We start from the raw sequence: 15329 nt of genomic DNA, 5'->3' as shown, positions 1-15329 counted from the left end.
TGAAGAGTATGATATTGCAATATGCCAGTCTGTACTTAGGCATCTGCCTAATCCTGAAAATATCTTGAAAAAGATGGTCGATTCTGTTAAGGAGAATGGATTGGTTATATGCATCGAGCCCAGTAGAAGATTGGAAAATGCTATATTTTTTATTCCTTTGGGGGCATAACAAAGTTATCATAGATAAGTGTAAAGGAGATTCCGTGAAGGCACTGTTCTATGTGAAGAAAATATTGGAAAACAATTGGTAAAGGGATGTACTCTTGAACTTCCTTGCATCAGATTTTCAATCTGACTGTTGTATTCTGTGATGTGGGAAAATAACAAATGCTAAGAATGATAAATTGATTTGCGATATAAGATTTGAGTGCGGTAAAAAAACTGCACTCAATTTTAGTTTTTGGTGTTAGGTTTACTCGTTTTGAATTGTATTATATTTAGAGGGCCTTCTAAAAGATATCAGAAAGTGAGTAGACACATGGAGGAAAAAGAAGCAAGACGGTTGGTGGAAAGCTATACTGACATGATTATGCGCATCGGTGCCAATTATCTTAAAAGTACTACTGATGCAGAGGACATATGCCAGGCGGTTTTAGTAAAGTATATTACATTGGATCCACAGTTTGATAGTCTTGAACATGAAAAAGCATGGGTTATCAGAACCACTATAAACATGTGTAAAAACGAATTGAAGAGTGCATTTTTCAGTAAGACTACAGTTCTAGAGGAAGCTGATGATGCAAAAGCTGTTACCCCACCGGATCTTGGAATCACTGAAGAAGTAATGAAGCTGCCTAGGAACTATCGTATCAGTATTTATCTTTTTTACTATGAGGGGTATTCGGCAAAAGAGATAGCAGAGCTTCTGGGGAAAAAAGAATCAGCGATTAATATGTATCTTTCTCGCGGGCGAAAGAAACTCAGGCTTTCAATCATGAATGATCCTGGTATGTTGAAACGGGTTAACGATTAGGCAAGGAGAATCGACATGAGTGAATATAGAAATAAAGAGTATATTGAATCTATGAGCCTTATCAGTCTTTCTGATGACAAAAAAGAAAAGATGATATCGAATTTAACTAAGATTAGTCCGATCAGAAAGGAAGGCACGATGAAAAAAAGAATTGGAGTAAGGAAAACGGCGATAATAGTTGCTGCATGCATAATGGTATTTGGGGTGACAGCAGCAGCTACTGGAATTGCGACAGGCGTAGTTAGTCATAATAAAATTGAAACACGAACAAGAAATTTTGGTGATCTTGAAAAGCTTGAACAGCAGGCGGAACTGGATATTATCGCTGTAGAATCATTTTCTAATGGCTATGAGTTTGATTATATGGAAATAGGCGAATCTACTACACAGGATGATAATTTTAATGATCTTCTGTCTTACAAAGGCATAAGCATGAATTATGTTAAAGAGAATGAACCATACGTTGCAATCTATATGGATCCAAAGAGTATGGGTGGTGGCGACATCTCAAAGGATGCCTTAGATAGCCGAAAGGTTGGAGATGTAGATGTTTATTATAGTTGTGATGAATATCTGTTTGTTCCCGTTGGCGAGGTTTTGACAGACGAAGAAAAAGAAAGGGATGCTAATGATCCGCATTTCTTTATTAGTGATGGTAGTGATGAAAGAGAAACAAAAATGTGTAGCACGGTTAGTTTTGTGATGGGTGAAGTGGACTATTGTATTCTTTCTTTCGATACTCCAATGGATGCAGATGAAATGATGGATATGGCAGAAGAAATTATTAATGCAAGCAATAATTAGGAAGATTCTATTGTTGCTTCAATAAAGAACGCAAGACCACTTGAATTCTTTAGAGATGAAGACGCATCTGCAAAGAGGAATGCAGATATACACTTGTAAAAGATTACATGAATAACCTCTATATCAAAATGATATAGAGGTTTAAATCATTAATCGGAAAGTCTGTCAGAATACTGGTTCTTGAATTCTTCACTAAGCTCATTCTGAAGCATTGTGAAAAACTCAGAATATCGGAGAGCTGTTCCACCTTCATAACGCACTAATTTTACATACAATGAGAGCGGAATATCTTGTCCATTCCAGGATATAGCCTCTTCATTGTGGCTGATGATCTTTTCGCATATACTTCTTGCGTAGTCTTCATCCTTGGAATTTGTCAGGATCACGAATTCATCACCACCAATACGAAAAACGATATCCTCATCGCCGGATGCTTGCTCCATGCGCTTCATGGCAGTTATTATTGCCAGATCTCCTGCTTTATGAGAAATCTCATTTATTGGAATAAGGCTCTTGATATCACCAAGCACCAGATAACAGCCTTTTCTTTCTTTGATGCAATCATAAAGCTTACTTATATCAATCTTTTTCCTATCAGTCATTGTCTTTTCCTCCATTAGCTCCCGGTCAAGTTTGTAACCGGGAAACAGTTCAAATTCAGAGGGATTATTTCTAAACTCCGAAGGTGAGACTTGCCATACGCTGTAGAAAGCTCTTGAAAAGGCTTCATTGCTGCTATAACCATAGTCCAAACCAATATTAAGCAAGGACTTTTCCGGATTATGGACAATCTCTTTTGAGGCCTTACTCATACGCCTTCGAATTATATAATCCCTGATACTGATGTTGTTAATGTACCTGAAAAGCTTCTCAATAGTAGACTTTGAGCAGTACAAATGATCAGCAATAGTATCTGTTTTAAGCGGCTGGGATAGATTGTCTTCTATATATTCCATAGCTTCTATAAGCAGCTGAATATTTTCCATGCTCTTGGTCCTTTCTGTTACGATATCGTAATTTTATTATACAGAAGTATTTGGAGTAGCTCTTGATAAAATGAGTAAAAACTAAATAGCATAAGCCGGTGTGCTTATAGTTGGGTGCATTGGGTATCCATATTATTTAAGCCTAAAAATCGGGAATCCACAACGTGTGCGATTTCCCGATTTTTTTATTTGTCTTTTTACAATAACATGGCAGGATGTGTTATTATTATATTAGATATCCTGTGTTTGATAAAAAACGGTAGGACCGCATGCATTGTGGTTTTGATAGATTATTATGTGGGAGTAGATATAGTTAAAACTTTTTGATATTCCTAGGAAGGGGAAGGTTTCTATGGATTACATGTCTTCTAATACATATTTAAAGATTACCCGTACTGACAAGAGTGAAGAAGTAATAAGAAAAGGAATTCTTGTTGCACTTGAAGAGCCTATATCTGAAGGTAGATTTACTATAGATGCTGTAGGGGTCAGTAAGTCCAAGCTTCCCTTTATGCTTATAGTAGATACCAAGTACATGGTAGCTATATTAAATGCATGTATTCATAACATGAAAGACTCTCGTGCAATTTCCCAGAATATATGCTATTCACAGACTGCATCAAGATGTAGCGGCGACGAAGTTTATACCTATAACAAGGCTATAGTTCTTGATGATGAAAATGGTAAGATGTGGTTTGCATCTGTAGCAGATGATACTCAGACGCTTACCATGTTCCGCAATTTTATAGCTAATCTTTCTTCTAATACCAATATTGCAAGTCTTGATGCTATAAAATCTATTCTGGATGAAGCTGGAAGTGGTTACAGTCCTGCACGTGGTATAGACAATGATGAGAATCGTTCATGGGATGAAGGCTTTGACTATGCCAAGAATCATATTCTTCCTATGCTTGAAAGTGGTGCTATGGCTGTTATGTATACAGAAGAAGAGATCCCAGCCATAGATAGATTTTCCAAGCTCTTTGGTCTTTCTACAGAGAGGCTTGAACGTGATATGTATTATTACTATCACTATATCTATCTTCAGGGCAAGTGCTGGATTCCGGCTACGGAATCTGATGGCAACTGGGATCGTATCATAAGTCTTCGCAGCATGTTAAGGAACAATGGAGACATGGTCCTTAGATAAGATTACACAGATTTAAGCATGAATTCACTGACATCCGGAGCTATATAGAAGCGGACTCTGTAGATATCATGCTTCCAGGTCTTTTGAAGACGCTCGTCTGTTACAGGTATTGATTCTATTTCATATTTGCATACACCGTATAATTTAAAGGTGCATAGATCACCAATCTTGAAAAGGCTAGCTTTTGAGGAATCATCATTTATTGTTACTTCTGGCTTTTCGTAGGTCATGAAGTTTAAGATGATGTTGGTATTTTCGGCATCTTTATCGAATTCCCAATTGTCCTTTATGATAAGAGCATTATCATATTTAGGTGATTCAATTGATGCATACCTTTTGTATGAATGCAGTTTGCATTCGGAAGGGTATGCATTTTTGATGTCCAGTTCTATGGTTGTAAGATCATCTGATACTTTGACATTACTTGCATGGTAAGAGGCTCCCGGAAGCTGGTCATATCCACCTATTGTCGGGAGGTTATGATAGCCTGACTGCATGGTCCATATCTCATAGCGTCTGTCAGAAAAGGTCTTGGCTGTATAGCTTTCAACACCTACGTCTATGAGGGCAGGTCTATTACCTGCATAGAGTATTATACTTCCTGTATCGTTGTGGTTATGGCTGTCATCGTTGTCACCTGCTTTTACAGACAGGGTTATATCACCCTTTCTTGTTACAAATACGCCTGCACTTTCGTAGTAGACATTGCCTGCAGGGATCTGCTTAGGATGCTTTTGGGCATAGTCTATTATCTCTTTTTCATGCATTATAGTAAGTAGTCTATAGGAGAGATTGATCTCATCCTTTAGATAATGCGCGTCTTGGTCTTTCATTGAATTAGCAAAATCAAGTGCTGCATAGGACATAAGGGCAGAACTATCAACCATTTGGCCAAAGAGATATTCTCTTGCTCCTGCAGGCTCTAGAATAGGAGCGCAGTCAGCGTAGTTGAGGTAGTATCTGCCGTGAACATGTACATTTGATATATATTCAGCTATATTCTTAACCTTGTTATCATACATACAGTCTTTGAAAGCGCCGTCTGTCATGAGGTCAAGAAGTTTTGTGGTTATATACATGCAAAGGCCTGCATGATGATAGTACATGGCTCCTTCATCGCAGCAGCCATCAATACCGTAATCCTTGAGAAAATAGTCTACAGATTCTGTAGCTTTGTCTATAATAGCATTTAATGGTATGTCTTTTTCATTCATCTGAGCTGCTGTAAGTAGAATATTCTGGGTACACCAGATTGTCCAGTTGCACATAGGCTCATCTTCTCTGCCCATCCACCAGAAGTGTTCATTAAGATAAGGCTTTATAATGCGTTTTTTAAGTTCTGAATTTATGCGATGGCAGATTTCATCTGATACATTGTCAAGCTTGTCTTTTAGTATATAGGAGATAGTGGCAAGCTGTGCTCCTGTTTCACAGGCAAAGAGTTCGATAATTGGTCTGTCTGTATCAGGAAGTATGTTTTGAGGAGTGTCGCGCTTATATGAATTATGGGCAGGAAGCTGCCAGGCACTTTCTTCGCATATACTGTAGATTCCGTTTATTATATCGTCTAGGAATCTTCCTTTATCCTCACAGATTTCACCAAGTACAAGGGCATTAAGTGCACGTCTTTTGCCAAAATATACATCTTCAAAATGTACTCTGTTGCCGGTCCTTTTGAATTCCATGAATAGTGTTGCAGGAATAGGCTCAAAGGAGAAGTTAAGATATTTATTGGCTTCTTCTATAAGATATTTACTGGCGTCATCAGTAATATTATTGGTTATGCCTTCCCAAAGATCTGATAAGTTATGGAGGGTATTAATTTTAGAAAGTGTATTTTTATATAAATATTCCATTATTTAACCCCTTTTATTTATTAGTAGTCTGTTTGCTTTAAGGAAACTCTATAAGGCAGTAATACAGCCTTTGAACCCTATTACAATCATATCACAACGACTTATTAAATCCTAAAGAAAATGGATAATAATCCGAAATAAATATAGATTATTCCCTAACAAGACTTATGAGGTGACGATGAAAAAGTTCATAATCGTAAAAAGATTCATGACCTGCTTTTTGCTATGTCTGTTTTTGATCTTTGGAACAGGCTTTATGAGTGTGCGTTCATATGCAGGAACGTCATCTGTAAAGGCTGGGGTGGTATCGGGTTTTTATGATGATGAAGATTCTTTTGATACAGGCAGTGAAGAAGATGATGAGTCTGATAGATCAGATCAGGCAGATACATCAGATGATGCCGTAATAATTCCTGATGGAAGTAAAATAGACATTCTCGTACTAAGTTCTTATAGCATGCGTGATACAATAGTCCAACCTGAAATAGAGGGAATAAGTAACATCCTTTCAGAATCCAGCTTTGATATAAGCTATGAATTCATGGATTCAAGGAGATATGATTCAGAAGAAGATATAGCAATCTATTATTCTTACCTTTCCAATAAGCTTTTAAGAGGCAAAAAATACAGTTGTATAATAGCTTGTGATGATGCTGCACTTTCTTTTCTTTTAAATCATGAAGAACTGATGGAAGATACACCGGTAGTCTATATGGGTATTCAGGATCAGCATAATGTGGATGATGCAGCCAAATATGACAATGTTATAGGAATCACGGAAAACTATGATTATGAAGGTAATATCAGTGCTATACACAGCATGCTTCCTTCAGTAAATAAGCTGTATGTAGTTGTTGATAACAGTTATATTGGAAGACTCGATTATTCTAAATTCCTTGAAATAGAGGATGATTATAGTGAACTTGAATGGAACTATATTAATATTTCAGAGATGGAGATGGATGAGGTCAAAGAAATCCTTCAGAATCTGGACTCCAACTGCGCTGTCATAATGAGCGATGTATATGAGACTAAGGATGGGCAGGTCAACAGCTTTTCATATAATGCGGTGATACTTACTGAGTGTTCATCTGTTCCTGTATTCTGCCTTGCTTATGATCTGACCGGTTCAGGTGTCGCAGGCGGTATTGTCTATGACTGTGTAAAAGCAGGCGAGACGGCAGCTCTTATGGCTATGCAGATAATCAATGGAAGAGCTCCATCTGAAATAAATGTGATAGCTGAAACTCCGACTATTCCAATTTATGATAAAGAGGTTCTAAGTCACTATAGTATCAGTATGTCTTCACTTCCTTCTGGAAGTGTTGTAAGGAATGCACCTCTTTCCATTACTGAATTCTTTGCGACTTATTATGGGATTATTATTCCGTTCATATTCGTGATCCTTGCGATCATTATAGAAATTGTATTTCAAAGTCACAGGCAGCAGCGATTTCTTTCTACAGATTATCTCACAGGACTTCCTAACAGGGGATATATTGATGGGCAATTTAGAAAGATGTCAGGTAACAATAACCAGTATGGCCTTATCCTTGTAGATATAGATGATTTCAGATCCATTAATGATCTATATGGTAACAGTATAGGAGATAAGGTAATAGTTGAAACTGCTCTGCGCCTTAAAAAGTTATTTAGCGGTAATGGTATAACAGGCCGTCTTGGAGGAGATGAGTTTATTGTTATCATAAAAGATCCAAGCGTTGAAAATATTGAAGAATATTGCCGTAATATCATAGGTTCTTTTGACACACCCATAATAGCTGATACTCAGCAGATGGTTATAAATGTAACTGTTGGAGCTGCAATGCGTTCACCTGAAATGGACAGTATCGAGGCTCTTAATAATGCTGCTGAAGCCTTGAGATATGCTAAGGACAAGCTTCGCCATAACTATTATTTCTTTAATACTGAGCTGGGTAAAGCGCAGATAAGAAGACGTGCTATAAAGACTACAATAGAGGAAGCTTTGGTCAATGATGGATTTGAGATATTCTATCAGCCTCAGTTTATAACAGGAACCAATAAATTATTTGGGGTGGAAGCTCTTATACGTCTTAAGAATAATATTGCAGGTCCTGGAGAATTCATACCGGTAGCTGAAGAAAATATGTCTATCATAAGAATAGACAGGGTTGTAACGGAGAAGACGATTAAACAGTGGCATAACTGGCTTTTAAAGGGGTATGATCTTCCGGCAGTTTCCATTAACTTTTCCAATATACAGCTTAATGACAGAGGATATCCTAATTATGTATTTGAAAAGCTTGCCCAGTACGATCTGGATCCTTCATATATTGTTATTGAGATCACGGAGAGTTCATTCCTTACAACATCAAGCCGTACTACAGAATACTTTAATGCCTTTACAAGTAGTGGCATAAGACTTTCTATTGATGATTATGGTACCGGATATTCATCACTTAGTTATCTTAACAGATTGCCGTTCTCAGGCCTTAAGATTGATCAGTCACTTATTAGAACAGAACCTACCAAGGAAAATCTGTTCATGATAGAAAAAATCATTGAAATAGCTCATTCAAGAAATTATCACGTAGTTGCAGAAGGTGTTGAGACCAAAGAACAGGAAGATTTCTTAAAGAGCGTAGGATGCGATGCAACGCAGGGATTCATGAGAGGAAAGCCTATGCGTGCAGAGGATCTTGAAAAGCTTTTTGACACGGTATTATAATCCCCCGAAGGTCATAGGGGGATTACAAAGCATGACCTTAAAGAGGCGGAAAGGGAATGATATGTTGCATGTAAGGGGTATAAGAAGGCGTTATTTATCATTAGTATTATCTATACTACTATCAGTATTTCTCCTTGTTCCAAATATTAAATATAATGTGGAAGCTGCAGATGTTATGACACTTAATGCAGGTAGCTCATCAGAGGTAGAAGTGCGTGCCGTCTGGTTTTCTTTTCGTGACTGGCAAAAGTATCTTCAGGGCAAAGACAAAACAGCTTTTACAAGTGCGTTTGAAACTATAACTGACAACATACTTGGTGCCGGTTGTAACACTCTTATAATGCATGTCAGATCTCATAATGATGCTGTATATCCTTCTAGTATATATCCCTGGAGCACTGAGATGCTAAACGGCGTAGATCCGGGGTATGATCCCCTTTCTATAATGATACAGATAGCTCATAAAAAGGGACTTTCAATACATGCCTGGATCAATCCTTATGGTTTTAGAAATGGAGAGTACTGCGGAGATGCTAGTCTTGCAACTCATGATAATATTATTGCCGGAATAAAAGAGATACTTAAAAATTACAGTGTAGATGGAATTCATTTTGATGACTATTTTCCTGTGATGGATGCATCTGTCCATAATAAGCTTGTATCAGACGTTTATACTACCTGTCATAAATACGGCAAGGTATTTGGGATAAGTCCTACAGGTAACGTCGATAATAATATTGCCAAAGGTGCTGATATAGTTACTTGGATGTCAGTTCCCGGGTATATTGATTATATTGCTCCGCAGATTTACTGGACCAATATGTATAAAAGTGATGGAAGCGTTACGCTCTTTTCAAACAGGCTTCTTCAGTGGATAAGCCTTAATAAGCTGGGACTTCCTATGTACGTGGGACTTGCTTTGTATATGGCTGAAGTTAAGCCTTCTTCAGATCTTGGATGGAGCGCTTCAAATGCTAATATCATGGCTCAGGTAACAGAGCTTAGAGCTAATAACCAGCCGGGTTTCATTCTTTATAGCTATAACAGCCTTATATCACCATACTGCGCAGCAGAACTTGCTAATCTGAAAGGATTATATAATACGTCTGCAGGTTATGGAGCAGAAGCTTATGTAGAAGATGAAAGCAGTATAGAGGCTGATAATAGTAATGATTCTGAAAATCCTGAAGATCCTGAAGATTCTGAAGATATCGATTCATCCGGTATGTATACAATTGCTATAGATCCGGGACACCAGTCACATGGAAATAGTGATACTGAGCCTGTTGGACCAGGATCTACTGTTATGAAAGCCAAGGTCTCAGGTGGTACGATCGGAGTAGCTACAGGTGTTTATGAATATGAACTTACTTTGGATATAGCACTTATGCTTAGGGATGAACTTGTATCAAAAGGCTATAATGTAGTTCTTATACGCCAATCAAATGATGTTGATATAAGTAATGCTGAAAGGGCTGAGATTGCCAATAATGCTGGTGCAGATATATTTATAAGGCTTCATGCTGATGGCAGTGATAACAGTAGTGTAAGAGGTGCAACTGCCCTTTGTCAGACAAAGTCCAATCCATATAATTCATATATTTATGATAAGAGTAGAGCACTCTCTGAATGTGTTCTTGCAGGCTATACACAGTCAACAGGTATCAAAAGCCGCGGCATATCGGAAACGGATGATATGACAGGTATTAACTGGTCTAAAGTTCCGGTTACGCTTATAGAAATGGGATTTATGTCTAATGCAAGTGAAGATATCAACATGAATGATGATGAATTCCAAAAGCTTATGGTTGAAGGACTTGTAAATGGAATTGATATGTACTTCCAAACATACCTGGATTAAGGTCTTTAATTTTGGGTAAAAATATTTCGAGATATAACTTACCCAAAATTTGAATATAAGGATAAGAAAGAGAAGGTATATATTTTGAATAAAGTTTTATCTACTTTTAATATATTAAAGAGAATAGTTTCTGTTATTACAGTGATCATATGCATGTCAGTATTTCTATTGCATAACATTGATACACATGCAGAAGAATCAGGTATTGTCTCATTTCAGGGAACCTATACCTATGAGCGTATGCTTTATGATACCCAGCTTCTTGCAGCTTCATATCCTGATATGGTGAGTTATGAACTAAAGGGACAGACAGCTCTTGGGAGACAGATCCTTATAATGAAGCTTGGTAATCCTGATGCGCCAAGGCAGATACTAATACATGCTTCTATCCATGGAAGAGAATATTATGTCACACCTCTTGTTATGAAGATGGCAGAATACTATGCGGCTAATGAAAGGGAACTTCTTGCGACAACCTGCTTTACCATAGTCCCTATGGCCAATCCTGACGGAGTTGCTATAGCTCAGAGTGGGGCCAATGCAACAACTGATATAAACTATCAGTTTCTTATAAATACTATAGGGCACTGCAGTATGTGGAAGTCCAATGCCAACGGCGTTGATATAAATCGAAACTTTCCGACAGGCTGGGGACTTGCAGAGACCAAGACTCCTACTATCTCTTATGCCTATTATGAAGGCCTCATGCCCTCATCAGAAGTAGAAACTGTGATACTTGAGCAGCTTCTACTTGATAATCATTTTGACTGCTACCTTGCTTATCATATGAGGGGGAATATAATATACTACTACGCACCTACCTGCACACCTGAGATGTATGCGTTATCAAGACTTATTGCTGATACGGTTCACAATTCTACAGGGTATCAGGTAGTAGTGGATGCTGAGGATACAGATCCGAGCGGTTCTTTTGCTGACTTTGCGCAGATCATGTGCGGTGTTCCAGGATGCACTATAGAGTGCGGCAAGACGCTTCCTCCTGACGGAGCAGGACAGGTATCAGAATTTTATTCCAAGAATCTTACAAGCTGGAAGAATGTAGCGAATCTGTATGCGGTGAAGCTTTCTTACTGATGAAATTTGATTTTATAACGAGCAAAAAACGAAGCATTTGCGAGTTTAATTTAAAAGCTGTCTCTTTTATGAGGCGGCTTTTTTGCTATAATCAGAGTGTTAACAGCACTTAAGGAGAGTTAATGAGTTTAGGCATTATAAAATTTGGGAGGAAATATGGACAAAGATACAGAAAATCGCCTTTTAAAGCAGATGGAATTCATACTTGAAATTGATAAAGAAAAGAATATAACAAGGCAGACGCATCTTACAGGACATGGTCGTAATGAAAATGATTCAGAGCACGCCTGGCATATGGCTATCATGACTTATCTTCTTAGAGAATATTCCAATGAAAAGATTGATATTGCGCATACAATGATGATGTGCCTTATCCATGACATAGTTGAGATCGACGCTGGCGATACCTATGCATATGATGAAGAGGGCAAGAAAACTCAAAGAGAGCGTGAAGAAAAGGCAGCAGAGAGAATCTTTGGAATGCTCCCAAAGGATCAGAGAGATGAGCTTCGTGCTCTTTTTGAAGAATTTGAAGAGGATGCTACTGCTGAAGCCCACTTTGCTCATGCAATGGATAACTTTCAGCCTCTTCTTTTGAATGATTCCAATGAGGGTGCAGACTGGGAGAGGCATGGCGTAAACAGGAAGCAGGTTGATGGAAGACAGAAAAAGACTCGTCTTGGATCTGAAATATTATACGAAAAGACAATGGAGATCCTCGATAAGAATGAGGAAGCCGGACATATAAGGCACTCCGAGGATTAATGGAGGTAAGCAGAAGGCTTTTTTGACTAAATTATAAAAAAAATAGAAAATAATCAAAAAAATTATATAAAGTTATTATTGTAACCTTCTTTAATTAGCGGTAAAATTTTAAAGCTTATGTTTTTAAAGTATAATCATTGATTCGGGCTATGGAGGAATATTATGAAAAACGATGCTTTAAAACCTATGCTTTTTACTACTTTAAAAGAGTACTCTAAAGAGCAGTTTGTTAAGGATGTAGTTGCAGGTATAATAGTAGCTATTATCGCACTTCCTTTATCTATTGCACTTGCGCTTGCTTCAGGGGTGGGACCTGAACAGGGTATTTATACAGCTGTTATAGCAGGTTTCCTTATTTCTTTTCTTGGAGGAAGCAGAGTTCAGATTGCTGGTCCTACGGCGGCTTTTGCTACTATAGTAGCTGGTATAGTCCAGGAAAATGGTATGTCCGGACTTGCTCTTGCAACTGTTCTTGCCGGTATCATGCTGATAATCATGGGTTTTTTAAAGCTTGGAAGTCTTATCAAGTTTATTCCTTATACTATTACAACAGGTTTTACAGCAGGTATTGCTGTTACTATCGTGATCGGACAGATCAAGGATTTTCTGGGACTTACTTATCCTGAAGGAACTGTTACAGTTGAAACTGTTGATAAGGTAGGAGCTATTGTTTCAAATATAGGAACTATCAACTATCAGGCGCTTATAGTAGGCCTTGTATGTCTTATAGTCCTTATAGTGTGGCCATATATCAACAAGGTAATTCCGGGATCACTTATTGCGGTTATAGTCGGAGTTATCATGGTCAAGGGTCTTGGAATGAAGGTTAATACTATAGGCGATCTGTATACTATAAGTTCAGGACTTCCGTCTTTCACAATGCCTGATTTTTCTTTTGCAGCTATTAGAAATATTCTTCCTGATGCATTTACAATAGCCATACTTGCTGCGATCGAATCACTTCTTTCATGTGTTGTAGCTGATGGTATGATAGGTTCCAAGCACAGATCCAATATGGAGCTTGTAGCTCAGGGTGTTGGTAACGTAGGTTCAGCCTTATTTGGAGGAATCCCTGCAACAGGAGCTATAGCAAGAACTGCAGCTAATGTCAAAAATGGTGGTAAGACACCTGTGGCCGGTATGGTCCATGCAATAGTACTTGTACTTGTTCTTGTAGTACTTATGCCATATGCAGCCCTTATTCCAATGCCTACAATTGCAGCTATTCTATTTATGGTTGCTTATAATATGTGCCAGTACAGAGCTTTTATTCATCTTGTAAAGACAGCGCCAAAGAGCGACGTTATAGTTCTCGTTCTTACATTTGTTCTTACAGTAGTATTCGATCTTGTAGTTGCTATTGAGATTGGTATGCTTATGGCTGGTCTTCTCTTTGTAAAGAGAATGAGCGAAGAAGCAGAGGTTAGAAGCTGGAAATATGTTGATGATGAAGAACATGATGCTGATGCCATAAGATTCAGAAATGTTCCAAAGCCTGTAAGTGTATATGAGATAAGTGGACCAATGTTCTTCGGTGTTTCAGATATGCTTGCTGATATTACAGTCAAGGACTTTACTAAATGTCTGATAATCCGTATGAGAGGTGTTCCGGCACTCGATGCTACTGCAATGCGTTCACTTGAGCAGACATATGACAGAGTAAAGGCAAGCGGAGCAGAGGTTATCTTCTCACATGTAAATGAGCAGCCAATGAAAACAATGGAAAAGGCTGGATTCATAGCTAAAGTTGGAAAAGAAAACTTCTGCAAAAACATAGATGAGTCACTCGAAAGAGCAGCAAAGATCATAGAATAAAATCCTGATAACTCAGACTTCGCATAAAAATGCCCCTTGCGATTTGATTATCTTGGGCAGTTAATAAAGTATTTTCTTGTCTTAAAAATTTCAAAATTCAAGGCTCAATAACTGGAATTTTATATTCAGGGGTCCGAAACTCGCTTCGCTCATACATGCGGACCCCAATAAGAATATAAAACTCCATTTATTAAGCTCTTGAATTTAGTGAAATTTTTAAAGAACGCGAAAATTCTTTATTAACTGCCCAAGGTTTCAAAATTCGCAAGGGGCATTTTTTATGCGAAGTCTGAGTGAAAAATAAAAAAGTAATTGCCAAAAGCAAAAATATGGTATATTCCCATCTTTGACAGTTAAAATGCGAGGAACCGCAGTAATTGTGCGGAAACCTCGCATTAGTTTTAGGGTAAAAGTGTAGCTATATATTATTACTTTTTCTTGGATTCACGGATGACTTTCTTCATCTTGAATATGGAATAAATATGACGTTCTCATCCTTGTATACTCCTGCTACTATTCTTGAGAATTTGCTTGGCATAAAACCAAAGCTCCCTGTAATAACTATGGACGGGGCGGTATAATATGATATTAGCGAGAACAGATATCCTATCTTGGTAATACGATCATGTTAAGTGATAATAAACGTAATAAAGCTGATTACTATTTTGATGAAAGTAATAAGATGATCAGGAAATTATATAAGATGTTTTACTTTTGCAAGATGTGATTTTTCATTTCTTCATCCGGTTCGTATGAAGCTCTTATTCCGCCGATATATTTGGGCCTTGTTCTTGCTGCAAGTACGTTTGCACTTCCTATGGTGTTGTTAGACAGCTTGACCGGTACAGCGACCTTCTTAAGATTCATACCTATTAATGTTCCGCCTATATCTATTCCTGCATCTGCCTGTATCTCTTCAAGAGCTACAGGCTCTTTGAAGTTGTAATAGGCGCAGGTTGCAAATGATCCGCCTGCTTTGGGCTGTGGTACAACGGTTACTATATGATCTGACATTCCGATTGAAATCGCAGCTTCTTTTTCTATAATGATAGCTCTGTTAAGGTGCTCGCAGCACTGGGAAGCAAGGTAGATTCCTTTTTTATTTAGTTCTTCATATATAGCGCCAAATACGGCTTTGGCAACTTCAAGGCTTGAGTTAGAACCTATTATATCTCCGCAGATCTCACTTGTAGAGCAGCCTACAACGAATATCTGTCCTTTTTTTATACCTGAAGCTTCAACTATTTCACCTACACAGGCCCTTGCCTGATCTTTGATCTTATCAAGGTCAAGAGTTGTAGACCTGTAAATATC

General features: G+C 37.9%; 12 protein-coding genes. 9 read left to right on the top strand and 3 right to left on the bottom strand.

Features of this window, described 5'->3' with window-relative positions; translation table 11 throughout:
* The first annotated feature begins 13 nt into the window (after window positions 1-13).
* From K6G87_RS20070 to K6G87_RS11530, 3 genes are all read left to right on the top strand, one after another.
* Entirely contained in the window at window positions 14-169 is a 156-nt protein-coding gene (locus K6G87_RS20070; RefSeq protein WP_296837326.1) for a hypothetical protein, read from the top strand.
* A 309-nt stretch (window positions 170-478) separates the two neighbouring features.
* A complete protein-coding gene (locus K6G87_RS11535) occupies window positions 479-973 on the top strand; it encodes an RNA polymerase sigma factor (protein ID WP_296837320.1) in 495 nt (164 codons plus the stop codon).
* 15 nt (window positions 974-988) lie between these two features.
* Window positions 989-1777 carry a hypothetical protein gene (locus tag K6G87_RS11530; RefSeq protein ID WP_296837316.1) on the top strand — a complete coding sequence of 263 codons (789 nt, stop codon included), beginning with the start codon at window positions 989-991 and terminating at the stop codon, window positions 1775-1777.
* Between the two features lie 149 nt (window positions 1778-1926).
* Here the strand turns inward: K6G87_RS11530 and K6G87_RS11525 are convergent, their stop codons facing one another.
* Window positions 1927-2763, bottom strand: coding sequence for a helix-turn-helix domain-containing protein (locus tag K6G87_RS11525; RefSeq protein ID WP_296837313.1), 837 nt, complete (start codon window positions 2761-2763; stop codon window positions 1927-1929).
* A gap of 352 nt (window positions 2764-3115) precedes the next feature.
* On the opposite strand from K6G87_RS11525, the gene K6G87_RS11520 reads away from it, so the two are divergent.
* Window positions 3116-3913 carry a hypothetical protein gene (locus K6G87_RS11520; protein WP_296837311.1) on the top strand — a complete coding sequence of 266 codons (798 nt, stop codon included), beginning with the start codon at window positions 3116-3118 and terminating at the stop codon, window positions 3911-3913.
* A gap of 2 nt (window positions 3914-3915) precedes the next feature.
* On the opposite strand, the gene K6G87_RS11515 is transcribed toward K6G87_RS11520, so the two are convergent.
* Window positions 3916-5769 (bottom strand): heparinase II/III domain-containing protein, encoded by a 1854-nt coding sequence (locus tag K6G87_RS11515; RefSeq protein WP_296837309.1) that lies wholly within the window; start codon window positions 5767-5769, stop codon window positions 3916-3918.
* Window positions 5770-5947: 178 nt separating this feature from the next.
* On the opposite strand from K6G87_RS11515, the gene K6G87_RS11510 reads away from it, so the two are divergent.
* From K6G87_RS11510 to K6G87_RS11490, 5 genes are all read left to right on the top strand, one after another.
* Complete coding sequence (locus tag K6G87_RS11510) at window positions 5948-8479, top strand: ABC transporter substrate binding protein (protein WP_296837306.1); 2532 nt, start codon at window positions 5948-5950, stop codon at window positions 8477-8479.
* Window positions 8480-8540: 61 nt separating this feature from the next.
* Window positions 8541-10340: an N-acetylmuramoyl-L-alanine amidase gene (locus K6G87_RS11505; protein WP_296837301.1), complete on the top strand. Its 1800-nt coding sequence runs from the start codon at window positions 8541-8543 to the stop codon at window positions 10338-10340.
* A gap of 84 nt (window positions 10341-10424) precedes the next feature.
* On the top strand, window positions 10425-11435 hold the full coding sequence (locus K6G87_RS11500; protein WP_296837298.1) for a M14 family zinc carboxypeptidase: 1011 nt from the start codon (window positions 10425-10427) through the stop codon (window positions 11433-11435).
* A gap of 156 nt (window positions 11436-11591) precedes the next feature.
* The gene (locus K6G87_RS11495; protein WP_296837295.1) at window positions 11592-12200 is read left to right on the top strand and encodes an HD domain-containing protein; all 609 of its coding nucleotides are present in this window, start codon (window positions 11592-11594) and stop codon (window positions 12198-12200) included.
* Between the two features lie 162 nt (window positions 12201-12362).
* On the top strand, window positions 12363-14015 hold the full coding sequence (locus tag K6G87_RS11490; RefSeq protein ID WP_296837293.1) for a SulP family inorganic anion transporter: 1653 nt from the start codon (window positions 12363-12365) through the stop codon (window positions 14013-14015).
* A 708-nt stretch (window positions 14016-14723) separates the two neighbouring features.
* Here the strand turns inward: K6G87_RS11490 and K6G87_RS11485 are convergent.
* Window positions 14724-15326, bottom strand: a complete 603-nt coding sequence (locus K6G87_RS11485; RefSeq protein WP_296837323.1) for a TIGR01440 family protein — start codon at window positions 15324-15326, stop codon at window positions 14724-14726.
* Between the last annotated feature and the right edge of the window lie 3 nt (window positions 15327-15329).

Source organism: Butyrivibrio sp., assembly GCF_024699075.1.
Note: the sequence above shows the minus strand (reverse complement) of the source record. Positions and strands in the feature narration are given on the sequence as shown.